We start from the raw sequence: 25,424 nt of genomic DNA on the forward strand, positions 1-25,424 counted from the left end.
AAACACCAAACAATTGTTTAAAATATATAAATTTTCAAACAACCCCTAAAAAAATAAGGGTCAGATGATTTTCGTTTTGTTTTTTTTGTAAATTTGCCCTATCAAAATTCACCCAAATATGTCAACCTTAAGATTCAAAGCATTAGAAACTCTTCCATTTAAGGATTTCAGAAAAGACAACAATGTCGAAATCCCTGCGAAGTTATCAGAACTATTCTGTCAAAATGTTTTCTCAGAAGAAACAATGAGAGAATATTTAACGAAAGAAGCATTCCAGTCTATTATGGATGCGGTAAAAAAAGGGACTAAAATCCAGAGACACATTGCAGATCAGGTTGCCGTAGCAATGAAAGACTGGGCAATGAGCAAGGGAGTAACTCACTACACTCACTGGTTTCAGCCTTTAACGGGGACAACTGCAGAAAAGCACGATTCTTTCTTCACTCCTATTGAAGGAGGCAGAGCTATCGAAAGATTCAGCGGAAACTTATTGATTCAGCAGGAACCGGATGCATCTTCTTTCCCGAATGGAGGAATCAGAAATACTTTCGAAGCTAGAGGGTATACAGCTTGGGATCCTACTTCTCCGGCATTCATCATGGGAACTACATTATGTATCCCTTCAATCTTCATCTCTTACACTGGAGAAACTTTAGATTATAAGGCTCCTCTTTTAAGAGCTTTAAATGCTGTAGATGAGGCTGCAACCAACGTAATGCAGTATTTTGACAAAAACGTAACAAAAGTAACCCCTACTTTAGGTTGGGAGCAAGAATATTTCCTGGTTGATTCAGCGTTATACCAATCGCGTCCGGATCTTGTATTAACAGGAAAAACATTATTAGGACATTCTCCAGCAAAAGGACAACAATTAGATGACCATTATTTCGGTTCTATCCCAACAAGGGTAATGAACTTCATGAAAGAATTGGAAATCGAATGTATGAAGTTGGGAATTCCTGCAACAACAAGACACAACGAGGTAGCTCCAAATCAATTTGAGCTTGCTCCAATGTTTGAAGAAGTAAACGTTGCCGTAGACCATAACTCTTTATTGATGGATATTATGGCAAGAGTTGCTCACAAACACCACTTTCATATCTTATTCCACGAAACCATTCGCAGGCGTAAACGGAAGCGGAAAGCACAACAACTGGTCTTTAGCTACTGACACTGGTGAAAATCTATTAAGCCCAGGAAAAAATCCAAAGAAAAACCTACAGTTCTTAACATTCTTCGTGAATACCATTAAAGCTGTTTATGAATATGCTGACCTTTTAAGAGCTAGTATCGCTTCTGCAAGTAATGATCACAGATTGGGTGCCAACGAAGCTCCGCCAGCAATCATTTCCGTATTCATCGGAAGCCAGTTATTCAGCGTTTTAGAAGAACTTGAAAAAGTAACCAACGGAAAACTATCTCCGGAAGAAAAAACAGAATTAAAATTAAATGTAGTTGGAAAAATTCCTGAAATTCTATTAGACAATACAGATAGAAACAGAACTTCTCCATTTGCATTTACAGGAAATAAATTTGAAATCAGAGCCGTAGGATCATCTGCAAACTGTGCAGAATCTATGACGGTAATGAACACGATTGCTGCAAAACAATTGGGTGATTTCAAAAAAGAAGTGGATGCTCTGATCGAAACAGGACTGAAGAAAGACGAAGCTATTTTCAATATATTAAGAGAATACATCAAGCAGTGTAAAAGCATTATGTTTGAAGGTGACGGATATTCTGACGACTGGGCAAAAGAAGCTAAAAAGAGAGGCTTAAACAACCTGAAAACCACTCCTGAAGCTCTTAAACAGGAAATGGATAAAAAGTTCTTAGATCTATATGAAGAGATCGGAATTTTCAACCATAGAGAAGTTGAGGCCAGAAACGAAATTAAATTAGAAAAATATTCTACCGTTATTGATATTGAAGCAAGAGTTTTAAGTGATATTGCAAGAAACCACATTATCCCTTCTGCTTTAAATTATCAAAACAGATTAATTGAGAACGTTAAAGGTCTTAAGGATATTTTCGGAGACAAAGAATTTAAGCCATTGGCAAAAGAACAGATGAGCCTTATTACCAGCATTTCTGAAAATGTTTCAAAAATCAAGCTGGGTGTTGAAGATCTTATCAAAGCCAGAGAAGCGGCAAAAAGCATATCAAACAGCCAAAAGCAAGCAGAAGAATACTGCAACAAAGTAAAGCCATTATTTGATGTCATCAGAGAAGCTTCTGATGCTCTTGAAATGATGGTAGACGACGAGCTTTGGCCGATGACAAATACAGAGAGATGTTGTTTACAAAATAACTCTGTAAAGTTCCATATTAGTTAAATTCCTCAGTTTGCTGAGGAATTTTTTTATGGCCGCATCTTAAATATCCAACATAGGCTTTGTTAAAATGACTTCCGGTCTTAATAAAAAAGTTGAGCTAAATCAAATTTACCCGTTAAGAGACTTAATATTAACGACAGCAGACCCAAAAAGCCCAAAAACACCATTAATACTAGGTTTTTAAGGAATTTATTTTGTTTTCTTAACAGCCTTGAAAATTAGAGTTTTAAATTACAAAGTATGATTTATAGAAGAATATCGATATATTTTGTTAAAGAATCTTAATAAAAAAAACCGCAGTCTTACCAAAAATAGGCAGTTGCGGTTTATTTTTCTTTAACATATGTAAATAATATGTTAAATAGTGTTAAAATAAGATCCTGACAATTATCATATCAGGGGTCTTTTGCTCGGAATCTCTACTTTTGTATTGCTTTTGAAAATAAATATTCCATTTTAACACGGTTAATCAAATATATATGAAGAAAAGAGTTTTGTTTTATTTAGTTGCTCTAGTTACTACAGTATCATTGCAATCGTGCGCTACTAATTATGTAGTTTCAAAACCAGCAACTTACAGTAAAGAATACAAAACAGATGCCAAACTAGCTTCTATTGATAACAAAAAAATGGAGCTGGATAAGCAGAAATTGATAGACTCTTTCCTTGCTGAAAAGGCTGCATCTATAGCAAACGCTAAAAAAGCTGTTAAGAATTCTGAGATTGCAAAAGCAATCAAACATAATAAAACCATTGACGGTATCCTAGAAGAAGCTGAAACATACCTTGGAACTCCTTACAGATATGGAGGAACTACAAGAAGAGGTATTGATTGTTCAGCTTTCGTTCTTTCTGTATTCGGGGCTGCAGCAGGTCTTACTTTACCAAGAGTAGCGGCTTCTCAGGCTCAGGAAGGTGAAAGAATCGAAAAAGGAAATTTACAGAAAGGAGATTTAATCTTCTTTTCTCATGGAAGAAGAATTTCTCACGTAGGTATTGTAGAAAGTGTTACTGAAGAAGGTGAGATCAAATTTATCCACGCAGCAACATCTAAAGGAGTAATGGTTTCTTCACTGAATGACTCTTATTGGGGACCTAAATTCAGATTCGCAAAAAGAGTAATCAACGAAGAAGGAGAAGTTTACAACAACCTAGCTTCTACTACTCAAGCTACACCAGCAAATTTTTAATTTTATAAATAATTGATTTAAATAATGAAGCCATCAGAAATTCTGATGGCTTTTTTATTGATGTTATCCTCTACTGTATTTTGGCTAAATAAAAAGCGGATTAATGCCTACTCCTATTGAATGTCATTATATTCTTTAAAAGCCACTTTAAGACGAGCCTCCAGAACCTAGCTATGCCTGTCTATTTCAATATCTAGCTTATACAATAGTCCATAGACTTCAGAAATCGAAAATTTAGCCTTTTTAAGCCTATTTAAAGTAGGATCTATCGAATAGTGAACAGAAGTTCTCAAATCTGCCTTTTCGAGATTTGTATTATCAAATACTGCTCCTGATAAATCGCAATGGCTAAATATAACATTAGACAGATCACATTCAGTAAAATCTACTTCTATAAGTTTAGAATTTTTGAAAACAGTTTTTTTTATAGAAGTTTGGTAAAAAACAGAATTATGAAGAGAGCAGCCATCAAATGTAAAAGACAACCCAAAACCATTGCAGTCATTAAATTGCAGACCAAGCATTTTACATTCGTTGAAAAGCGCATCACGGAATGACGTTGAGGTTAGCTTTGCCATACTGAGGTTGCATCCTATAAATTCACAGTCTGTAAAACTGAACCCCGAGAGGTTTCCATATTCAAAGCTGCAATTCTTAAAAACACAATTCTCATACTCACCTTTATCCAAAGGAAACTGTACAAAATCTGTATTTTCAAAATTTTGATCTAAAATATAAACATCGTTCATAGCAAGTAATTATTTATAGCAACAACTGTCCACAAATTTTGCAGACTTAAAAAAGCAAGTTAAACATCCTTTGTTTTTGACAAAGAAAATAACTATACTAAACTATTTTTATCAGAATAATTGAGTTTAAAGAAAATAAAAGTCATCATAGAAAAGGCCAACAAGGAACTTCCTCCATAACTGAAATAGGGAAGCGGAATCCCCACCGTTGGGAAAAGCCCCATAACCATCCCTAAATTGATCGAAAAGTGCATCAATAGAATCGAGGCAAAGCAATACCCAAACACACGGTTAAAAGTAGATTTCTGCTTCTCTGCCAGATAGTAAATTCTTCCTATATACACCATGTAACATAAAATAAGCGTAGCACTTCCTATGAACCCCCATTCTTCTCCCACGGTACAAAAAATATAATCGGTTTCCTGCTCAGGAACGAATTTCCCTTGAGTAACAGATCCTTCACGGTATCCTTTTCCTAACAGCCCTCCAGATCCGATAGCTGTTTTCGAATATAGTAAGTTATATCCTGAAGTATCCCTAAATGCTTTTTCTCCTTTATAAAGAACCTCAATTCTTTCTCTCTGGTGCTTAGGAAGTTTTTCTAAAATATAAGGCGAACCAAATGCTAAACCACATAATAAAAGGATAGATCCCGAAATTCCGGAAATTGAAATCACATCCCAGGACATTCTATGGTAATTCATCGCAATAAGAACACCCGCAATGATTAAAATGGCTACTGCAACATATACAGGAGGAATTGCTAATGCCACCAAAAAGACTGCTGCAAAAACAAATCCTACTCCAAACAAAAGGCCACTTAAGCCTTCCCTGTACAAGGCAATAAAAAATGCAATAAAGACCAACATAGATCCTACATCCGGAATAGCCAATACGACAACAGCCGGGATACCTATAATTGCTAAAGCCGTAAGCAGAGATTCCTATTCTTAAGATTAAAGTCAGGCCCCGAAACATAGTTTGCCAACATCAATGCTGTTCCTATTTTCGCAAATTCTACAGGCTGCATAGTAAGACTTCCGAACTTATACCAGTTCTTCTGCCCCAAGATCTCTTTTCCAAAAGGAAAAAGCCCTATCAGCAAGAGAACGCCACCTATATAAATAATACCCGCCATATTTTCGAAGAATTTACTTCTTCCTACAAATATGATTAGCCCTACTACTAAAGATATACAGAAGAATATCAACTGCTTCTCTCCTAGTTTCTGATCAACACTGTAGATATTAGCAATAGCAAAAATGCAAAGCAGGAAATACAGCCCAAGGCCCAGTTTATCTATTCCTTCTGTCCATTTCATTGCTTAACAGGTTTTTTAGCAGTGTTATTATTCTTAGTTTCTTTTTCTATTTCTTTCTGAAGCTTGGCTTTTTGTTGTTTAACCAATTCCAGACTATCCTTTATTCTTTTCTGCTTAATTGAATCAGGTTTAGGGTCTTTATAAAGTCCTTTACGCTTCAAATCTGCAATCCACTGCCTTTTATACTCGGGCATAAAACTCGAAGTGATCATCTTTTTATATAGATTTTCTCTTTTTAAGTCACCCGTAATATATTTTTCAGCAATCACCGTACAAGCTGGCCCTGCCCACGTGGCTCCAAATCCTGCGTGCTCCATTACGGCAACCACAACAATCTTTGGTTTATCAGCTGGGGCAATCAACACGAAGATAGAGTTATCCTTTCCTTGTGGAACCTGTGCTGTACCTGTTTTTGCTAATTGTGTAAAGTCGTTAGATTTCAACCCTCTAGCAGTTCCTCTCAAAACTACAGCTTCCATTCCTTTTAAAACGGGTTCAAAATGTTTTTGATCCACTAAAGTTTGATGCTTAACTTTAAATCTTGGGTCTGGGTTTGCCTTTCCGTCAATTGCTTTTACGATATGAGGGGTGTAATACCATCCTTTGTTGGCAATAGCTGCCACATAGTTAGCCAACTGAATAGGTGTTACCAAAACATCACCTTGTCCCATCCCATTGTAAATGGCTCCGGTTGACATTTCATCCCAATTTGTATAGTCAGTTCTTTTGGAACCACTTGCTTTCATGATAGCCTTAAACCTTTTCTCGTAAAAATCTCCTGAAGGGATTCTACCTTTTGCACCCACCGCAAAGTCGTTATTTAGAAACTCCCCAACACCAAAGCTGCTCATAATCTTTTTCCATTCATCAACACCTTTTGAAGGGTTTCCCGGATATTTTTTAATGATGGCTATAAATGCATAGGTAAAGAAACAGTTACTGGAAACCTGAATAGAAGGGATGAGTGGGTCTGCCCCGCCATGTCCTTTAATCCTTTTACCTTTATAGAAAAATCCGCCACCACAAGGGAAAACAGTCTTTTCATCCATTACTCCCATTTGCATGGCAGCAAGTGCTGTAAGCAATTTGAACGTTGATCCTGGTGGATATCCTGCTTGTAAAGAACGATCAAAAGTAGGTTTATTCTCATAAAGCGTATCTTTCGATAACGCATATAAATTTTTAGATTTATAAGGCCCGGTGAAAAGATTTGGGTCAATATCCGGTCCGGTTGCGGCCACTAATACTTCCCCGTTATTGGGATCTATAGCTACAATTGCACCATGTTTGTTAACAAGCATTTCTTCAGCTGTTCTCTGAAGATCATAATCAATAGTTAAAGTAATATCTTTACCCGTTACTACATCCTTATCCAAAGTTCCATTTTTATAAGAACCTATATTTCGAAGCCTGATATCTTTTTGAATGTACTTCATCCCTTTTATCCCACGAAGCTCCTTCTCATAAGATTTTTCCACACCTGTTTTCCCAATAAAATCTCCAGGTAAATAGTAAACAGAGTCTTTCTTAATCTCTTTTTCATTTACTTCACTGGTATATCCTAAAAGGTTTCCGGATGTAGAAACTTCATATTGACGCTGAGGTCTCTGTACAATATTAAAGGCAGGATATTTAAAAATAATCTCTTGTACCCTTGCAATATCTTCCCTGCTCAGATCCTTTAAAAAGGTCATAGGAGTAAGTTTAGAATAGTACTTTTCTTTTTTAATAAGATTAATCTTGCTGATGAAATCCGTTTTATTGATCTTCATTAAGCTACAAAAGCCCAGTGTATCAAAATCAGGTTTCATGAGAGCCTGGGTAAAAGAAATTTCATAAGCAGGTTGGTTTCCTACCATGATCTTCCCGTTTCGGTCAAAAATAACTCCACGCTGGGGAATTACATATTCAATTTTGATAGAAGTATTGGCTGCATTCAGTGCATAGCGATCTGTAAATAACTGTAAATACGAAAGCCTCGCCACAAAAATAAGGGCGATCACAACAAGAATGGAAAAAATTTTTAAATAACGTGTGTTCAAACTTTTTGTTTGATTTTAAATATTAATGCGTAAATAACGATAAAGATAAATGAAATTACACTGGTCACCAACACATTAAATAATATTTCAAAAAATCTGCTAAACTTAAAGAACTCTATATATTGTACTAAAAGCTGATGCAGGAATATACTTGAAAATAAAAACAGCAAAAACTGCGCCCATTGAAGGGACTGAAAGGAGAAAAAGTCTGTAGAGGTATCTGTAGACGTTCTGAATATCAATGTTCTGAAATAAGCAATTAACGTTGTAGCAAAAGCATTGATCCCCCATGAATTGAGGAATCCATCTATAGAGAGCCCTATTAAAAAGCTAAGTGCTAAAAACTGAAATTTATTTCTGAAAAAAGGATAGAACATGACAAATACAGGATATAATACCGGAGTATATTTCCCAAAAATAGTAATCCTGTTCAATACAAAAATCTGTAATGCAACAAGAAATATCATGATTAATATATCAGTAAATAAAGTTCTGCTAATCATTTTCCTTTTTTATTACAGCTTTCAATGTGTCCTGAATCTTTTGCACTTCGGCTTTCTTCAGATTCTTTACAACATACACTTTATTTAAGGCACCCATTTTTTCACTCAACTCAACAGAGACATCCCAGAAACCGGTTTTATTATCTACCGAATACCCTGCAACCGTTCCAATCATTACCCCTTTCGGGAAGATCGCAGATTTACCATCTGTAACAACGGTATCTCCGATTTTTAAAGCAACATATTTAGGAATATCAGCAAGGTGCATTACCCTGGAGTTATCCCCATTCCATGTTAATGTTCCAAAATATCCGGAATTTTTCAGCGCAGCATTAATTCTGATCGTATTTACGCTCAATACTGACTGTACTAATGCGTAACTGTCCGTTGAATTAATAACAATCCCCGCAATACCTCTAGGCGCCATTACTCCCATTTGAGGAAAGACTCCATCTCTACGGCCACGGTTGATTGTAAAATAATTATTTCTTCTGTTGATACTGTTGAAACAATTTCACCATCAACAAAAGTATAGATCTGACCACCTCCGATGGTATCATGTACTCTTTTGAAAACAGGGTTTTTTGCCCCGTCTTTCCCATACAGTTCTGTCATAAGGGCTTTATTCTGAACTACAAGATCTTCATTGATCTGTTTTAACTTCAGATAAGAAACCCCCTCATCAATATACCCCGAAATCCATGAATTTAACGCTGCCGTTTGTCCTGCAACCCAGGATCTCTGCATGGCATTTCTAGAGAATATCAGAACCAGAGCAATAATTTGCAGGAATATAAAGAAGACAAAAAGTGTGTTCTTCGAAAATAATCTCAGCAAAAATCCCATTCAGATATATAGTCGTAAAAGTTAAAATTATTTAATTAAGAAATTGAATTTATCCATATTCTTAAGGGCAATACCAGTTCCACGAACTACCGCTCTCAACGGATCTTCTGCTACAAATACAGGAAGACCAGTTTTTTTGTGGATTCTGTCCGCTAGACCTCTTAATAATGCACCTCCTCCAGCAAGATAAATACCTGTTTTATAAATATCAGCAGCCAATTCCGGTGGAGTAAGAGAAAGAGTTTCCATTACAGCATCCTCAATTCTAATGATAGATTTGTCTAATGCACGGGCAATTTCCTTATACCCAACCATAATTTCTTTTGGTTTACCTGTAATAAGGTCTCTACCTTGTACCGGGATATCCTCGATATCTACATCAAGATCTTCTACTGCAGAACCTACTTCAATTTTGATTCTTTCAGCTGTTCTTTCTCCGATATAAAGGTTATGGTGAGTTCTTAAGTAATAAGCAATATCATTGGTAAATACATCTCCTGCAATTTTCACAGATTTATCACATACAATACCTCCTAAAGCGACTACAGCAATTTCCGTAGTACCTCCACCTATATCGATGATCATGTTTCCTTCAGGTTTCTGAACATCTATCCCTACTCCTATAGCAGCTGCCATTGGTTCATAGATCAATCTTACTTCTTTTGCGTTTACTTTCTGAGCAGAATCTCTTACCGCTCTTTTTTCAACTTCAGTAATACCAGAAGGAATACAGATTACAATTCTTAATGCAGGCTGTATGAATTTACCTTTGATTCCAGGAATTTTTTTAATGAATTCCTTAATCATATGTTCAGAAGCGTGAAAATCTGCGATAACACCATCTTTCAATGGACGGATCGTCTTGATATCCTCGTGAGTTTTACCTTGCATATGTTTAGCCTGTTCCCCTACAGCAATGGGTTTACCCGTAGAACGTTCAATTGCAACAATTGACGGTTGATCTATAACAATTTTATTATTATGGATGATAAGGGTATTGGCTGTTCCCAGGTCTATCGCAATTTCTTGCGTAAACATATCAAATAAACTCATATTTTTCTTCTGATTTTAAGTTTACAAAGATATAAATTAAACACGACGAAAGAAATTTCCACGCAACATAATTTGGTTAAAATTTTATTAAAATTTATAATTCTTTATTAACTTTCTGTTTAGACAATTACAGAGTTTGATTTCAACTAAAATTAACGACGAAATTTGCGGATAAAAACATGAAGAAAAACAAAGAAAACAAATGACCTGATATGTGAATTTTCAAAATTACCTTTAGCAGCTTTACTTTTGAGCTTTTCTCCTGCACAAAATTCACTTTCCATGCTATAGTTTTTTACGATAATTATCATATACACTATCAGAGGATGATTAATTAAAAAAAGCGTAAATTTGCCGTTGCTTATGTTACAGTATTCCAACATCCATCGAACATCGAATTTTGCCGTGCTTTCTATAAGCTACGAAAAGGCCGACGTAGAAACGAGAGGAAAGTTTGCATTCTTTGATGAAAACATCAAAAACTTTGTTTCCCGCGTCCATCAGGAAGATCTTGGGGATGCATTTGTGGTTTCCACATGTAACAGGACAGAGATCTATACTACTTCTTCCAATTATCTTTTAGTAGCAGAAGAGTATTGCAAAACGATTGGAGTAAACATTACAGATTTTCTTCAGTTTGCTAATATTCTGACTAAAGAAGAGGCTTTAATACACCTTTTCAGAGTCGCTGCCGGCTTAGAAAGCCAGATTATTGGAGATTTTGAGATTATTGGCCAGATCAAAAAAGCATACAGCCGTTTTAAAAAGGAAAGACAAAATTCTAATCCATATCTGGAAAGAGCTATTAATGCTGCTATTCAGATTTCTAAAAGGATTAAGAATGAAACCGGAATTTCCAACGGAGCTGCTTCTGTTTCTTATGCTGCTGTTCATTACATTTAAACAGCCAGAAAAGAATCAATGAAAAGAACATTCTTCTTCTTGGAGTAGGCGAAATTGGACAGAATACGGTTGAAAACCTGGTAAAGCATGTTTATCAGCCAAAAATTAAAATTGCCAACAGAACTCAGGAGAAAGCTGAAAAGATTTCCCAGAAATATAATATTCCTCATGTTGATTATTCTGATTTTGACAAGGAATTAAAAAATACCGATATTCTTATCGTGGCTACGGGAGCCAAACACCCGATTATCAACCAATCTCATTTCCCGAACGGAAAAGAAACATTGGTAATAGACCTTTCCATTCCTCATAATGTTGAAAAAAATGTTACAGAAAATGAAAATGTAACATTAATTGATGTTGATGAGCTTTCAAAACAGATCCAGGAGACAATCCAGCAAAGAGAAAAAGAGATCCCTAAAGCTGAAAAGATCATTAAGGAACTGATGAAAGACTTCATTGAATGGGAGAAAAAAAGAAAACTAGCACCAAACATTCATCATTTCAAAGCTGTTTTAAAGAACATGGAACGCAATGAAATGCATAACTTTTACAAGAAAAATAAATATATAGACATCACGGATATGGAACTTTCTGATAAAATGATCCAGAAGATCACCAACCGTTTTGCAAAATATATCATCGATAATCCTTTAAAAGCCGAAGAAATTAGTAAATTAATGCACGAAATATTAGTTGAACAACCAAACAACGAATTCAATGAAAAGCATTAGAATCGGAACAAGAAATTCCGCACTTGCACTTTGGCAGGCTAGAGAGGTTGCGAGGCACCTTCAGAACAACAATTATTTAACGGAAATCGTTCCTATCGTTTCTTCTGGCGATAAGAACCTTAATCAACCTTTATATTCACTAGGTATTACAGGGGTTTCACAAGAGACCTTGATATTGCTCTATTGAATGATGAAATAGACATTGCTGTTCACTCTTTAAAAGATGTCCCTACCCTATTACCTCAAAATATTGAGATGATAACCTATTTGGAAAGAGATTATCCACAAGACATTCTGATCAGAAAAGAATCAGCCAAAAACAAAGAACTTCACGAACTAAAATTAGCAACAAGCAGTTTGAGAAGAAGAGCCTTTTGGTTAAGACATTTCCCGAATACCGAGTTTTCTGATATCCGTGGAAATATCCAAACCCGTCTTCAAAAACTTGAGGATGGAGATTTTGATGCAACCATTTTATCTTTGGCTGGGATCAAAAGAATGAAAATGGAAATTGATTACGAAATGCTACCGATAATGATTTCTGCCCCATCTCAGGGCGTTATTGCAGTTGCAGGACATTCCGACAAGCCGGAGATCAATGAAATCCTAAACAGATCAACCACAAACCAACCCAGATTTGTGTAGAAATCGAAAGAAACTTCCTAAGCACTTTAGAAGGTGGATGCACAGCACCTATCGGAGCTTTTGCCGAAATTATTGACAATCAGATTCGCTTTACAGCAGCACTTTGCTCGCTGAATGGTAAAAACTGCATTGCTCTTGATGAAAACTTCGAGTACAACCCGGAAGAAAACTTTGGAGAAAAGTTTGCAAAGGTAGTACTTGAGAATGGCGGAAAAGAACTGATGGCGGAAATCAAAAGCCAGATCTAAGATTATTTTATTCAGTTTTAGATTTCAGATTCCTTTTTAGATCCTTTTCATCTTCTAACCCACAGACATGAAAATCTTATTTACCAAAAATATAGACCCATCAATACTATCCAAAGAATTAGGACAGGATATCGTGGCTGATTGTGTTGAGGTAATTAAGACCAAGCCTATTCTGATCAGCCCGTTTGAATTAAAAAACTATTCCCTGATTTTCACCAGTGTAAATGGTGTAGCTGCGTTTTTTAAAAACAGATTTAAGCCTAATGAAAATTTTACGGCGAAAAATTACAACAAGATCTACTGTGTTGGTGAAAAAACAAAAAAGGCATTAAGAAAACATGGCTTCGGAACATTTAAGGTATTGAGGAACGCTGACGCCCTTTCGAGATTTATTATCGGAAACTGCCAGCATGAACAGTTTCTTCATTTCTGTGGCAATCTTGCCATTAATGTTCTTGATAAGGAGCTTCCTCTTCAAAATATTAAGTATAAAAAGATTACGATCTACAACACTGAGGAAATCAATCCTTTAATTCCTGAAAAATATCATGCCGCAGTATTTTTTAGTCCAAGTGGAGTTCGTAGTTTTGCAAAGCAAAATTCCCTGAAAGATATGAAGCTGTTTTCAATTGGAGAAACTACATCAGGGGAACTGAGAAATTATACTCACGATTACATTTTTACGTCTGAGGAAAACACTCTGAATTCTATATTTGAGTTGATTAGACAAGAAATTACGAGTAAACTTTAGAATATCTGTTGCCGATTTAGGCGGTGACATTAGTTTAAATAGATTATGATAAAAAACGACCTATATTTAAAAGCACTTCGCGGAGAAACCGTTGAAAGACCTCCTGTCTGGATGATGAGGCAGGCTGGAAGATATCTGCCGGAATTCATTGCCTTAAGAGACAAATATGATTTCTTTACAAGATGTCAGACACCTGAACTTGCTGCAGAAATCACTTTACAGCCTATCCGCAGATTTCCTTTAGACGCGGCGATCTTGTTTTCTGATATTTTGGTAGTTCCACAAGCAATGGGGATCGATTTCAAAATGAAAGAATCTGTTGGCCCATGGTTGGATACTCCTATCAGAACAATGGAACAAGTTCAGAATATCGAAACTCCGGATGTGAATGATACTTTAGGATACGTTTTTGATGCTATTGAATTGACCCTTCAAAAACTAGATAATGAAGTTCCATTGATCGGTTTTGCTGGTTCACCATGGACAATTCTTTGCTACTGTGTGGAAGGAAAAGGAAGTAAAGCTTTTGATATTGCAAAATCTTTCTGTTTCCAACAACCTGAAGCAGCTCACCTGTTACTTCAAAAGATCACTGATACTACAATTGCTTATTTAAAGAGAAAAGTAGAAAAAGGAGTTTCTGCTGTACAAGTTTTTGACTCTTGGGGTGGAATGCTTTCTCCAACGGATTATCAAGAATTCTCTTGGCAGTATATCAACCAGATCGTTGAAGCATTAAGCCCACTTACCCACGTGGTAGTGTTTGGAAAAGGATGCTGGTTTGCATTAGAAGATATGACGATGTCTAAAGCTTCGGCTCTTGGTGTTGACTGGACAATTAAGCCGGAATTCGCAAGAACTTTAACCAACCACACCATGACCTTACAAGGAAACTTTGATCCTGCAAGATTACACTCTACGCCTGAAACCATCAAGAAAATGGTAAATGAAATGATTAACCGCTTCGGAAAAGACAGGTATATTGCTAATCTTGGACATGGTATTCTTCCAAACGTTCCTGTTGAAAATGCTGAAGCATTTATCAGAGCAGTTGTGGATTGGAAGCCCAACCTATAAACATTACAATTAATACAATATAAAAAGCCCTTGTCAGATGATGACAAGGGCTTTTTAATTTATATGAAATTTATCCTATAAAATATTCTCACCCTCTTTTATCATCATTTTATCTTTATATTTGACAATTAACACTTTAAATCCATTTATTATGAAAAAACTAAACAAAGACAAAATGAAAAGTATCATGGCAGGAGGTGAACGTTGCCTGGAATGCGAAATTGGATACCACCAAGTTATTATTAACGGTAGATGCAAATGCATTGAAGACTAAAAAAGCAGCTAAATCAGCTGCTTTTTATTTTTATCCCAACATTCTCTGTGCTTTCTTCACTCCTTCTACCAGAAGATCAATCTCTTCAAAGGTATTATAAACCGCAAAGCTGGCTCTTACGGTTCCTGCAATATTAAAAAACTCCATAATAGGCTGCGTACAGTGGTGTCCTGTTCTTACAGCAATACCCATTTTATCCAGAATCATCCCTACATCAGAAGAAATCCCTATTCCTTCCAAATTAAAAGAAACAACTCCTGTTCTCTTCGCTTTTTCACCATATACTTTCAAACCTTCAATTTCTAAAAGGTGCCTTTGAGCATATTCTAATAAAGCATTTTCATGGTTTTGAATATTTTCATGTCCTACCCTGTTCATAAAATCAACAGCAGCTCCTAGAGCAATATTCCCGCCTACATTAGGTGTACCAGCTTCATATTTAAATGGAAGTCCTGCATAAGTTGTTCCATCAAAAGAACATGTTGCAATCATTTCTCCTCCTCCATGGAATGGCGGTAAAGCTTCTAGTATTTCTCGTTTACCATATAAAATACCTGTTCCCATTGGAGCATACATTTTATGGCCGGAGAACACAAAGAAATCACAATCCATCTTCTGAACATCAATATTGAAGTGCGGAGCAGACTGAGCGCCATCAATAACAATATATGCGTCTGAATTTTTTCTTGTTTTGGCAATGATCTCTTCGATAGGATTCACAATTCCCAATGCATTAGACACCTGATTTACAGAAACTACCTTTGTCTTTTCGCTAAGGAACTGATCAAGATAATCTAATTGAAGAATTCCGTTTTCATCAATAGGAATGACACGAAGCTTTGCTCCCGTTCTTTCGCAAAGCAATTGCCATGGAACAATATTAGAGTGGTGTTCCAGATAAGATATGATGATCTCATCGTCTTTTTGTAATTTCTGTGTTAAAATATAAGAGATGAGGTTCAATCCTTCGGTTGTTCCTTTGGTAAAGATTACTTCAAAATCATGTTCGGCATTGATGAATTTCTGGATCTTCCTTCTTGAAAGCTCCATTTCTTCCGTTGCTAATTGGCTTAATGTATGAATTCCTCTGTGAACATTAGCATTAAGTTCCGTATAATATGCGTGACAGACTTCTAAACCGAATTTGGCTTTTGAGATGTAGCTGCATTATCCAGGTAAACCAATGGTTTACCATTCACTTCTCTGTCCAATATTGAAAACTGGCTTCTTATTTCCTGAATGTCAAACATTTATTTATTTTTTAAATTAAAAAGTTCTTATTTAGAACCCTTCAAATTTACGGCTTTTTTTTCGAAAGGAAGCATCCGGAACGATACTGATACTTGTCAGCCGATAGAAATATTCAATGATTTATAGTAAAGAAAACCGATAAACTGAAAAGGCGAAATGCCGCTCGCCCTTCTTCATAAGGAATACAAAAAAACCTGTCAATAAATTGACAGGTCTATATTGTTCAAATAAGCAATACTTATTCTGCAGATTTCTCTTCTGTTGTTGGAACGTCAGGAGATTGAGTTGCAACTTCTTCTGCTTCTTCTTCATCCTCATCATCCATTGCTGCAGCACCACCTTTCATTGCATTTCTAGACATCTTAACAGCAACTACTACTGCATTGTCTGGGTGCACGAAAGAATATCCTTCAGTTTTGATACCACCGATGTAAAGTTTGTTACCGATTCTTAATGGAGTAACATCTACAACGATCTCGTCAGGTAAGTTAGCAGGAATAGCTTTTACTTTTAGTTTTCTGAAAGACTGACGTAAAACACCACCAGCAACAACACCTTTAGAACGTCCTGTAATTCTTACTGGAACTTCCATAACAACTGGCTTATCGTCAGATAATTGGAAGAAGTCAATGTGAAGAATTTTGTCAGTAATTGGGTGGAACTGAATATCTTGAAGAACTGCAGGAATTACCTTCCCGTCAATTTCAATAGATACCGTGTGTGCTTCAGGAGTGTATACTAATCCTTTGAAAGCTCTCTCTTCAGCAGAGAAGTTCAAAGGTGCTTCACCTCCATAAACAACACAAGGAACTAATTCAGCATCACGTAAAGCTTTTGTAGACTTTTTGCCCACGCTTTCTCTTTTTGTACCTTGAATTGTAATAGATTTCATTTATAAAAATTTAAAAAATTGTTCTTAATTTAATTTGCAAACTGTTTAAAATCAATTAAATAACAAATTTACTACTGATTGATTTGTGCTCATGAACCATCGTCATAACGTCTGCAAATAACGGGGCGCAAGATAGCACTTTTATTTTAGATGACAAATTATTTTTAACAGGAATTGAGTCAGTTACAATAACTTCCAAGATTTTTGAGTTCTCAATATTCTCGTAAGCCTTCCCTGAAAGCACTCCATGAGTAGCCATAGCTCTTACTGTTTTTGCTCCTTTTTCAATCAGGATATCCGCTGCTTTACAAAGTGTACCTGCAGTATCGATCATGTCATCAATAAGAATTACATTCTTACCTGTTACATCTCCAATAAGGAACATTTCTTCCACAACGTTTGCTTTTTTTCTTTCCTTGTAAGCAATTACCACTTCTGCACCTAGGTGACCTGCATAGTTTTTCGCTCTTTTTGCTCCTCCCATATCTGGAGACGCAATCGTAAGGTTGTCAAGATGTAAAGATTTGATGTAGTCTACGAAAATTGTAGAAGCATAAAGATGATCTACCGGAATTTCGAAGAACCCTTGAATCTGATCTGCGTGAAGATCCATTGTCATTATTCTTGTTGCACCTGCTGCAGTAAGAAGGTTCGCAACTAACTTGGCACCGATCGGCGCTCTTGGTTTGTCCTTTCTGTCCTGTCTAGCAAGTCCGAAGTAAGGAATTACAACGGTAATGCTCTTTGCAGAAGCTCTCTTTGCTGCATCAATCATTAGAAGAAGCTCTAAAAGATTGTCTGCAGGAGGGAATGTAGATCCGATTAGGAAAACTCTTCCCCCTCTTACAGATTCATCCAAAACAGGCTCAAATTCCCCGTCGCTGAACTCCTGAAAGTTGATTTTTCCTAATTCTTTCCCATAACTCTGGGCAATTTTCTCTGCCAAGTCCCTGCTGGTTCTTGTACAAAATAGATAACTTAACTGATCGGCCATTTTTACTTTTTAAAAGATTTTGCAAATTTAAAAAAATACCACAAGATTTACTCCTGTGGTTTCTAAGTTTTTATTTAATCAATAATTATGGTAATGTAACTCCTGAGTATTTACTAGGGTTTACAAGAGGTAATGACGAATTATAAGTTCCATTAATTGCATTAATAAATTCATTAGCAATAATAGCATATCCTCTACCTGTTAAATGTACTCCATCCAGTGAAAATGCACCTCCGGATACAAATTTGGCAGTATATTTTACACCATCCCAAGAAATACCTGAATCTCCAGCTAATAGCTTAAGTTTAGCATTTGCATCTACAAAAGCATATCCTTTTGCTACAGCTGCAGCTTTAATAGTTACATTGTAAGCATCAATAGCATCATTGATTTCTTTGATCTCAGATGGAATTAGGACATATTTATCTGCAAATGGGTAAGCAACTCCTCTAGCTCCAAGAGATGCTGGAATTCCCGCAGGAAGAGTCTCCATTGAACCAATAGCAGCTTTTGTTGTTAAAGGAATAAGATCTCCGGTTTTTGCCTGTCTAGCCTGTCCATAAGTAACACCAAGATAACCAGCAAGCGCCATTAAAGTTGGATTTCCGGAAGCTGTAGCAGCAGCAGTGATCTGTGCTCCTAAGTTTGTAATACTTTCGTCTTTAATCAGTAATGGGTTAGCAGCTGATTTAGAAAGAGGTTTAATTCTGTCACCAGCTCCTAATGCTGTTAAAATTTGGCTTAATGGCCCATATACATTTTTATTCAAGTCATCAATTGTAGCATCTCCTACCGCTACATTTCCTTTTCCTAACACTGCAGAAGTCAAAGGATTTGTTGGTATAGTTGTCAATGAAGGAATAGATGTTACACTCGGAATATTAGCAATAACTCCCTTAGCTTTGTTGCTTCAATTTTAGAAATCAACAGATCATAATATTGCTTAAACTGCGCAGGTGGTGTAAGGGTTTCAATAGAACTATCTGCACCCGCCAAAGCGTATAATAAAGCATCATTATTTCCAATCCATAGAGAGAAAAATGTAGGATTCTGGCTCGCGAAGTCACCAATGACAGACGCAGTAGATGATGAAGCAAATCTCACAAAATAAGGATTTGCTGTTTTTGTTGCTATTCCAGCAACATCTCCATAATTTGGAGCCAGTAAATGAGCTACTTTTGCTCCGGGAACCCCCATATTATTAAAAGGTCCTTTAAGGACAGTATTAACTATGTTTGTCGCTTTATTGTCATTGATATTACCTATATCAGGAGATCCGTCAACAAATCCTTTTATATAAAGCTTTGTATCCTGAATTTGAGCGTTAATTCCTGGTGCTACAGTAAGAAGCAATCCACCATTGTTATCTCCCATTAAAGGCTGTTTAAAGTCTCCTCCACCTACAAGTCTCATTTGCTGAGCAATCATAGAGGGATAAGATTCATTTTGCCCATCTATGTAAAGAGCTCCATCTCTGTATCCGGAAGTCAGTGAATTTCCTAAAGCAACATATTTTGAGAAATCAGCACTTCCTTTTGATACCTGGATATCTTTTACATCGGTATCAAAATCAGTTTTACAGCTTGTTACAGTAAAAAGAAGCGCAGAAACTGCTATTGTCGATATTATAATTTTTTTCATAGTCTTTTAATTAAAAAGGATTATAAGATAAACCTAGACCAAAATAGAATGCTCTCGCTTTAGCCTGTCCGTAGAATCCTAAATTTGCATTGTTTACATATCTGTATTGAGGCATTGCATATCCACCCGCAATGTCAATTCCAAATTGTTTTAGCTTAAATCCTACCCCACCAGTGATCACATAGGTATCAAATGAAGGAGTTTCCGGAATAAAGTTCTCATTAGTATAAGGAGATTCATCATAATATGCTCCTAAACGTCCGTAGATCATATTAGTGAATGCATATTGAGTACCTAGTCTAAATGTCTTAGAATTTCTGAAATTCTTAGGGCTTACAAGTATTGTTGGATCTGATGGATTATTCCCAATTGGTGCATTGTTAAAGTCCAGTACAAGTTACTGTATCTCTCCCATCCGTGGTAGTTAAAGTCTGCAGAAACCTGCCACTTTGGTGTCACTTTATAAGTTAAACCGATCGTATATTCTTCAACTAATGGAAGCTCAGCCGTGAATCCGTCCTGCCCCGCAGCATTCAATTTCAACAATGAATAAGGTGTTTTTGTTGGGAACTGGAATGTCGCGGTTCCATTTTTAGCCTTCATATCAATCGCTGAACGGTAAGCAACACTGATATCTAATTTTGGATCAGGTCTGAAATAGAAACCAAACCCATATCCATGGCCGCTTGCTTTGCTATCATTAATGTTTACCTGTCCGTTAAATTGTGTTACAGCCTTATCCCAATCTACTTTCCTCTTGCATAAATATAACTTGCTCCAAAAGCTAACCAAGGAGCTAGTTTCACGGAAACCATAGGTTGGAAATAATAACTCTTCAGCTCCAGTCTCTGCACCATTTCCTTACCTTCCCAAGTATCCGGCCATTTAACCGTACTTCCAAAAGGTGTCGTGAAACTGAAACCTACAGATAAATTTTCTATTGGTTTATAAGTAATCGCTGCATAGATTGGGGTTCCCATAGGGTTATCCGTTTCTGTACTTTGTAAAGTATTTAAGTTCTGAAAAGTAACTTTATTACTTGCACCAAATCCTCCAGCTACTACACTCAGCTTGGTAGGAATAAATGACATACCTGCCGGGTTGAAGAATGTCACACTCGCATCTTCAGCATGAGCACTAGTATGCGCCATTGCCAATTGCTTTACCCCTTGCAAAGAAACTCTGAAGCCTCCTGCGTAAGATAAAACGCCCGCCAATAAAGCAGTTGATACTAATATTTTTTTCATAGACTATTATTATATAACCCAAATATAAAATTATTTTGAATAGGTCTGTTAATATTTGCCAACATTTTAAACAATAAACAAAAAGAAAACTATGTTTAAAATAGCATTCTAAACATAATATACCACAAAATAATAATTTACAAGTAATTATAAACATCCGGAAACCAAATATACATTTCTGTTTAATATTAAACTACCGTTTAACAATACAAGGGTATTACCTCTATTGATAAATAAATATTGGGTAAATCTGAAAAGATGTTAAAATCATCAACAATCTTTTTTCAGATATCTGGAAATAAAAACAGCTTAAAAAAGAACAGCCAATCCCCTGAAGCAGGCTTATCTCCACCTCTTAAAATTTGTCTCTTATAAAAATCCAGACATGTTTTACCACTGAATTCAGGTTATTTGAGTATTTTAGAATTGCATAAAGATAAAAATACATAAATTTGCAAGATTATAAATAATAGTAATATGAGTTGTGGATGCAAAACATCCGGCGATTCTGCACATTCTTGTGGTCCTAAAAAAACCGCAAATGGCTGTGAAAATGTAAATACCTGCGGGAATAGTTATAAATTAAGTGTTTTTGACTGGCTTTCTAACATCAACAATCCGGCACCAAACAGGTGTGATTTTGTAGAAGTTAGATTTAAAAATGACAGAAAATCGTTTTATAAGAATGTAAATAATATTCCTTTACATATTGGTAGCGTAATTACAGTAGAATCTAGTCCGGGACACGATGTAGGCGTAGTAAGCCTTACGGGAGAATTAGTAAAGATTCAAATGAAAAAGAAAAAGTTTTCTGAAGAATCAGCACTTAAAATATACAGACAGGCCAACCAAAAGGATCTTGAGGTCTGGCAGGAAGCAAGAAAAAAAGAAGACGCTGTAAAACTTGAAGCAAGAAAAATTGCTCAGAGAATAGGTCTTGAAATGAAGGTCACTGATGTGGAATATCAGGGAGACTCCTCAAAAATCACATTTTATTACACTGCTGACAACCGTATTGATTTCAGACAGTTAATTAAAGATTACGCCGGAGCTTTCAGAACCAAGATTGACATGAAGCAGATCGGGTTCAGACAAGAAGCGGCAAAAGTAGGTGGAATCGGATCTTGCGGACGTGAACTTTGTTGTTCTACATGGTTGACAGACTTCAGATCTGTAAACACAAACGTAGCCAGATACCAACAGCTAAGTATTAACCCTCAGAAACTTGCCGGACAGTGTGGTAAGCTTAAATGCTGCCTAAACTATGAGCTTGATAGCTACCTGGATGCACTAAGTAACTTCCCTTCTTCTTCCACCATGTTGGAAACAGAAAAAGGAAAGGCATTCTGTATCAAAATTGATGTTTTCAAAAAGAAAATGTGGTTTGCTTATGTAGAAAGCTCTATTGCATGGTATGATTTCGATATTGACCTTGTTAAAAAGTTAATTGCCAAGAACAAAAGAGGTGAAAAAATACTTCCTTTGGAAGATTTAAAACAGCCAGAAACGCCATCTCAAAGTATTGACCTGATCCAGGAGAATAATGTAGACCGCTTCGAGAAGAAAAACAGAAACAACAGAAACAGAAACAATCAAAACAAGCCAAACAATAATCAAAATCAGGGACAAGGGCAAGCACAAGCGCAGGGACAAAAGAAAAACAGACCTGAAAGACAGGAAAGACCTAACAGACCTGAAAAATCAGAAAACCCTAATGCAAATGCAGGAAACCAGCCTAGGCAACCCAAACCACAACAGCAACAAAAAGCACCTGTGGAAAAAGTAAAAGCTGAGGCTAATCCTGATACAGATAACGCTCAACAAAGCAACCCGAACAAGAAAAAATTTAAGAAGAAATATCCTCCAAAAAAAGATAAAAATGCGTAAAATTTTAGGATTATTCACCTTTATCCTTTTCTTTAGTTGTAATTCTTCTTCTGGAGAAGATGTTATTATGAATTCCGTTGACAATAAATGGAATAAGAAAAGTGAACAAAAATTTAATCTTGAAATTTCAGATCCGCAGAATCCTAAAAATATTATATTTGTCGTAAGAAACAACAACAATTATCCCTATAGCAATATAAGGTTTATTGTGAATTTCACTAACCTTCAAAACAAGAAAAAGGAGACTGATACCCTAAATTACGTCTTGGCAAAGCCAAACGGAGAATGGCTTGGTACAGGCTTTGGTGACACAAAGGAAACATTGTTTCAGTATAAATTAAATTATAAATTTCCAGAGAAAGGAAAATATCAAATTGGGCTTACACAAGCTATGAGAAATGATAACTTACCGGGAATTGAAGATATTGGGATAAAAATAGAAACGGCTAAACCGTAACCATAAATGGAAGTAAACAATAAAAATGCAGGAAATAAGGGAAAAAAATTCCCTTTACCTCCTAAAAAAAAGAACACCTCTTGGAAAAAATGGGTCTCCTTTATTTGGATTGGGCTCATTGCGGTAGTTTTAGGGATTTCAGGGCTTTTCTTTGCGGTTTCACAAGGATTCCTTGGAGAGATGCCAGATGTAAAAGAACTTGAGAACCCAGATATTTTCGTCGCTTCTCAAATTATTTCCTCAGATGGGGTAACATTAGGTAAATTTGAGAAGGAAAAGACTCAGCCTATTGTTTATAAGGATCTTCCTCCTTATGTTATCTATGCCCTTCAGGCAAAAGAAGACGAACGTTTTAAAGAACACTCGGGAATCGATTTATATTCCATTGCCAGAGCCGTGGCTTATGGTGGGGGTCGTGGTGGTGGTTCTACCATCACTCAACAATTAGCAAAACTTCTTTTTACAGGAAATGCCTCTCAGAACAAAGTTGAAAGAGCATTCCAGAAACTGAAAGAATGGGTAGTAGCTGTAAGTCTTGAGAAAAGATACACAAAAGAAGAGATCATCACTCTTTACTTCAATAAATTTGACTTCTTATTCAACGCTAACGGTATTGAAATGGCATCCAGAGTTTATTTTAATAAAAAAACCTCTGAGCTTACTCTTCCGGAAGCGGCTACTTTTGTAGCTATGCTTGAAAATCCAAGAAAAAACAACCCTTACAGATATCCTGAAAAAGCGAAAGAAAGAAGGAATGTTGTATTGGATCAGATGCAAAAAACAGGATATATTGATGCCGCTACTTATGAAAAAGCAGCCAATACTCCTATAGAAGTAGATTTCCACCCAATTAAAAGTATTACCGATGGATATTCTGCTTATTATAAGTTCTATCTAAGAAAAGAGATTGACAAATATCTTGAGGCCAACGAAAAAGAAACCGGAAAAAAACTAAACCTTTATAAAGACGGTTTAAAAATTTATGTTACTCTTGATTCTAAAATGCAAAAGTATGCTGAAGAAGCTATTAAGGAACACTTAACCGATCTTCAGAAAAGATTTGATGCAGAACAAAGAGGAAGAAAGAACAGACCTTTCTATTATCTTACTGATAAACAAATCAATGATGTAATGCTTCAGGCCATGAAGAGAACCGGCAGATATAAGCTGTTAAAAGCAGATGGTATGCCTGACGACTCTATCATGATGGAATTCAAAAAACCTATCAAAACCTCCAGGTTCACTTGGGCTGGAGAAGAGGAGGTTGAAATGTCACCTTGGGACTCTATCAGATATCACAAACAAATTGCACAGGCAGGACTTATGTCTATGGTTCCGGGAACCGGAGAAATCAAGGCATGGGTAGGAGGTATCGATTGGCAACATTTCCAATATGACCACATTAAACAAGGTAAGAGACAGGTAGGATCTACCTTTAAGCCTTTTGTATATGCAACGGCTATTATGAAGCTGGGAATGACTCCTTGTTCAACTATTTCTAACGGAACATACGATCATAATGGGTGGCATGTGCCAGGAAGAGGAGGAATGCTTACTTTAAAAGATGGTTTAGCGCATTCACAAAACCCGATTGCCGCAAGACTTATTGAAATGACAGGCGTAGATGCTGTTATCCAAACGGCAAGAGATCTTGGGGTAACAGAAGACATCCCTAGAAACAATACGATTGCACTAGGTTCATCAGATATTACCATCTATGAGATGCTAGGTGCCTACAGTACTTTCGCGAACTATGGAAACCACAATAAACCGGAAATGATCTGGAGAATTGAAGATGCCAATGGTAGAGTAATTAAGGAAGTAAACGTAGAGCCTAAGGAGGTAATGAATCCAATGTATGCTTATACCATGATTGAACTGATGAAGGGTGTTGCACAATATGGTACGGCATCAGGAGAACTAGGAAGAAGAGGAATCTCAAAAGCAGTTGAATTGCTGCTAAAACAGGTACTACACAGAACAACTCCGATGGTTGGTTTATGGGAATCACTCCAAAACTGGCAACCGGAGCATGGGTAGGATGGGAAGATAGAGCAACCCACTTCTTTGGAACCGGTGAAGGTCAGGGGGCGAGAATGGCATTACCAATCTGGGCAATTTTTATGAAGAAGGTATGGGCAGACAAAACACTAGGAGTAACTCCTGATGATAAGTTCATCAAACCTTCAGACTGGAAAGACGGATGTTCAAATCTTAAAGGATTAGGCGGCGGATATGGAGATGACGGAAGTCTACAAACCATTGATGAGATCAAGAATCCAAGAGCAGCAGATCCAACTCCTAAGAAACCTACAGAAAAGAAAGAAGAGAACATTAATGAAACCTTCACTCAAACGATGAGGTAGATTTTAATAAATAAATT

12 protein-coding genes and 9 pseudogenes are annotated in these 25,424 nt (G+C 36.4%); 10 read left to right on the forward strand and 11 right to left on the reverse strand.

Translation table 11 applies throughout. The features are described from left to right. Positions 1-118: 118 nt before the first annotated feature. Together QWZ06_RS25575 and QWZ06_RS25580 are read left to right on the forward strand one after the other, a co-directional pair. Positions 119-2,311, forward strand: a pseudogene (locus QWZ06_RS25575) (glutamine synthetase III family protein). 504 nt (positions 2,312-2,815) lie between these two features. Continuing rightward, on the forward strand, positions 2,816-3,526 hold the full coding sequence (locus tag QWZ06_RS25580; RefSeq protein ID WP_290301957.1) for a C40 family peptidase: 711 nt from the start codon (positions 2,816-2,818) through the stop codon (positions 3,524-3,526). Positions 3,527-3,693: 167 nt separating this feature from the next. On the opposite strand, the gene QWZ06_RS25585 is transcribed toward QWZ06_RS25580, so the two are convergent. The 6 genes and pseudogenes from QWZ06_RS25585 to QWZ06_RS25610 form a co-directional block, all read right to left on the reverse strand. After that, positions 3,694-4,275 (reverse strand): pentapeptide repeat-containing protein, encoded by a 582-nt coding sequence (locus QWZ06_RS25585; protein WP_290301958.1) that lies wholly within the window; start codon positions 4,273-4,275, stop codon positions 3,694-3,696. Positions 4,276-4,367: 92 nt separating this feature from the next. Further along, positions 4,368-5,596 (reverse strand): annotated as a pseudogene (gene rodA, locus QWZ06_RS25590) (rod shape-determining protein RodA). Further along, positions 5,593-7,638 carry a peptidoglycan D,D-transpeptidase FtsI family protein gene (locus QWZ06_RS25595; protein WP_290301959.1) on the reverse strand — a complete coding sequence of 682 codons (2,046 nt, stop codon included), beginning with the start codon at positions 7,636-7,638 and terminating at the stop codon, positions 5,593-5,595. The pseudogene rodA and the gene QWZ06_RS25595 overlap by 4 nt, the downstream one beginning before the upstream one ends. After that, complete coding sequence (locus QWZ06_RS25600; protein WP_290301960.1) at positions 7,635-8,141, reverse strand: rod shape-determining protein MreD; 507 nt, start codon at positions 8,139-8,141, stop codon at positions 7,635-7,637. The genes QWZ06_RS25595 and QWZ06_RS25600 overlap by 4 nt, the downstream gene beginning before the upstream one ends. Next, a pseudogene (mreC, locus tag QWZ06_RS25605) lies at positions 8,134-8,987 on the reverse strand (rod shape-determining protein MreC). The gene QWZ06_RS25600 and the pseudogene mreC overlap by 8 nt, the downstream one beginning before the upstream one ends. A gap of 27 nt (positions 8,988-9,014) precedes the next feature. Next, positions 9,015-10,040 (reverse strand): rod shape-determining protein, encoded by a 1,026-nt coding sequence (locus QWZ06_RS25610; RefSeq protein WP_045491741.1) that lies wholly within the window; start codon positions 10,038-10,040, stop codon positions 9,015-9,017. 363 nt (positions 10,041-10,403) lie between these two features. Here QWZ06_RS25610 and hemA point away from each other — a divergent pair. The 5 genes and pseudogenes from hemA to QWZ06_RS25635 all read left to right on the forward strand — a co-directional run bounded on the left by hemA (position 10,404) and on the right by QWZ06_RS25635 (position 14,672). Continuing rightward, positions 10,404-11,677, forward strand: a pseudogene (gene hemA, locus QWZ06_RS25615) (glutamyl-tRNA reductase). Next, a pseudogene (gene hemC, locus QWZ06_RS25620) lies at positions 11,664-12,570 on the forward strand (hydroxymethylbilane synthase). The pseudogenes hemA and hemC overlap by 14 nt, the downstream one beginning before the upstream one ends. Positions 12,571-12,637: 67 nt before the next feature. Further along, on the forward strand, positions 12,638-13,321 hold the full coding sequence (locus QWZ06_RS25625; protein ID WP_290301961.1) for a uroporphyrinogen-III synthase: 684 nt from the start codon (positions 12,638-12,640) through the stop codon (positions 13,319-13,321). 45 nt (positions 13,322-13,366) lie between these two features. Beyond that, positions 13,367-14,398 (forward strand): uroporphyrinogen decarboxylase, encoded by a 1,032-nt coding sequence (hemE, locus tag QWZ06_RS25630; RefSeq protein ID WP_290301962.1) that lies wholly within the window; start codon positions 13,367-13,369, stop codon positions 14,396-14,398. A gap of 151 nt (positions 14,399-14,549) precedes the next feature. Next, complete coding sequence (locus tag QWZ06_RS25635) at positions 14,550-14,672, forward strand: GNAT family acetyltransferase (protein ID WP_290301963.1); 123 nt, start codon at positions 14,550-14,552, stop codon at positions 14,670-14,672. A gap of 30 nt (positions 14,673-14,702) precedes the next feature. On the opposite strand, the pseudogene QWZ06_RS25640 reads toward QWZ06_RS25635, so the two are convergent. The 5 genes and pseudogenes from QWZ06_RS25640 to QWZ06_RS25660 form a co-directional block, all read right to left on the reverse strand. Then, positions 14,703-15,922: pseudogene (locus QWZ06_RS25640) on the reverse strand (aminotransferase class V-fold PLP-dependent enzyme). A 239-nt stretch (positions 15,923-16,161) separates the two neighbouring features. Continuing rightward, positions 16,162-16,815 carry a 50S ribosomal protein L25/general stress protein Ctc gene (locus tag QWZ06_RS25645; RefSeq protein WP_290301964.1) on the reverse strand — a complete coding sequence of 218 codons (654 nt, stop codon included), beginning with the start codon at positions 16,813-16,815 and terminating at the stop codon, positions 16,162-16,164. 55 nt (positions 16,816-16,870) lie between these two features. Next, positions 16,871-17,809, reverse strand: a complete 939-nt coding sequence (locus QWZ06_RS25650; protein WP_290301965.1) for a ribose-phosphate pyrophosphokinase — start codon at positions 17,807-17,809, stop codon at positions 16,871-16,873. Positions 17,810-17,894: 85 nt separating this feature from the next. Then, a pseudogene (locus QWZ06_RS25655) lies at positions 17,895-19,450 on the reverse strand (G-D-S-L family lipolytic protein). 10 nt (positions 19,451-19,460) lie between these two features. Beyond that, a pseudogene (locus QWZ06_RS25660) lies at positions 19,461-20,697 on the reverse strand (OmpP1/FadL family transporter). A 477-nt stretch (positions 20,698-21,174) separates the two neighbouring features. Between QWZ06_RS25660 and QWZ06_RS25665 the strand changes: the two are divergent. The 3 genes and pseudogenes from QWZ06_RS25665 to QWZ06_RS25675 all read left to right on the forward strand — a co-directional run bounded on the left by QWZ06_RS25665 (position 21,175) and on the right by QWZ06_RS25675 (position 25,421). Further along, positions 21,175-22,584, forward strand: a complete 1,410-nt coding sequence (locus QWZ06_RS25665) for a PSP1 domain-containing protein (protein WP_290301966.1) — start codon at positions 21,175-21,177, stop codon at positions 22,582-22,584. Beyond that, positions 22,577-23,041, forward strand: a complete 465-nt coding sequence (locus QWZ06_RS25670; protein ID WP_290301967.1) for a gliding motility lipoprotein GldH — start codon at positions 22,577-22,579, stop codon at positions 23,039-23,041. Before QWZ06_RS25665 ends, QWZ06_RS25670 begins: the two co-directional genes overlap by 8 nt. A 6-nt stretch (positions 23,042-23,047) precedes the next feature. Further along, positions 23,048-25,421: pseudogene (locus QWZ06_RS25675) on the forward strand (transglycosylase domain-containing protein). Positions 25,422-25,424 lie beyond the last annotated feature (3 nt).

It is taken from the genome of Chryseobacterium tructae (assembly GCF_030409875.1).
GTDB lineage: Bacteria > Bacteroidota > Bacteroidia > Flavobacteriales > Weeksellaceae > Chryseobacterium > Chryseobacterium tructae.

Excerpts from the sequence above, each read along its gene's own strand:
- QWZ06_RS25580 (WP_290301957.1), top strand. The coding sequence starts at position 2,816 with ATGAAGAAAAGAGTTTTGTTTTATTTAGTTGCTCTAGTTACTACAGTA.
- QWZ06_RS25585 (WP_290301958.1), bottom strand. The coding sequence starts at position 4,275 with ATGAACGATGTTTATATTTTAGATCAAAATTTTGAAAATACAGATTTT.
- QWZ06_RS25600 (WP_290301960.1), bottom strand. The coding sequence starts at position 8,141 with ATGATTAGCAGAACTTTATTTACTGATATATTAATCATGATATTTCTT.
- QWZ06_RS25610 (WP_045491741.1), bottom strand. The coding sequence starts at position 10,040 with ATGAGTTTATTTGATATGTTTACGCAAGAAATTGCGATAGACCTGGGA.
- QWZ06_RS25625 (WP_290301961.1), top strand. The coding sequence starts at position 12,638 with ATGAAAATCTTATTTACCAAAAATATAGACCCATCAATACTATCCAAA.
- hemE (WP_290301962.1), top strand. The coding sequence starts at position 13,367 with ATGATAAAAAACGACCTATATTTAAAAGCACTTCGCGGAGAAACCGTT.
- QWZ06_RS25635 (WP_290301963.1), top strand. The coding sequence starts at position 14,550 with ATGAAAAAACTAAACAAAGACAAAATGAAAAGTATCATGGCAGGAGGT.
- QWZ06_RS25645 (WP_290301964.1), bottom strand. The coding sequence starts at position 16,815 with ATGAAATCTATTACAATTCAAGGTACAAAAAGAGAAAGCGTGGGCAAA.
- QWZ06_RS25650 (WP_290301965.1), bottom strand. The coding sequence starts at position 17,809 with ATGGCCGATCAGTTAAGTTATCTATTTTGTACAAGAACCAGCAGGGAC.
- QWZ06_RS25665 (WP_290301966.1), top strand. The coding sequence starts at position 21,175 with ATGAGTTGTGGATGCAAAACATCCGGCGATTCTGCACATTCTTGTGGT.
- QWZ06_RS25670 (WP_290301967.1), top strand. The coding sequence starts at position 22,577 with ATGCGTAAAATTTTAGGATTATTCACCTTTATCCTTTTCTTTAGTTGT.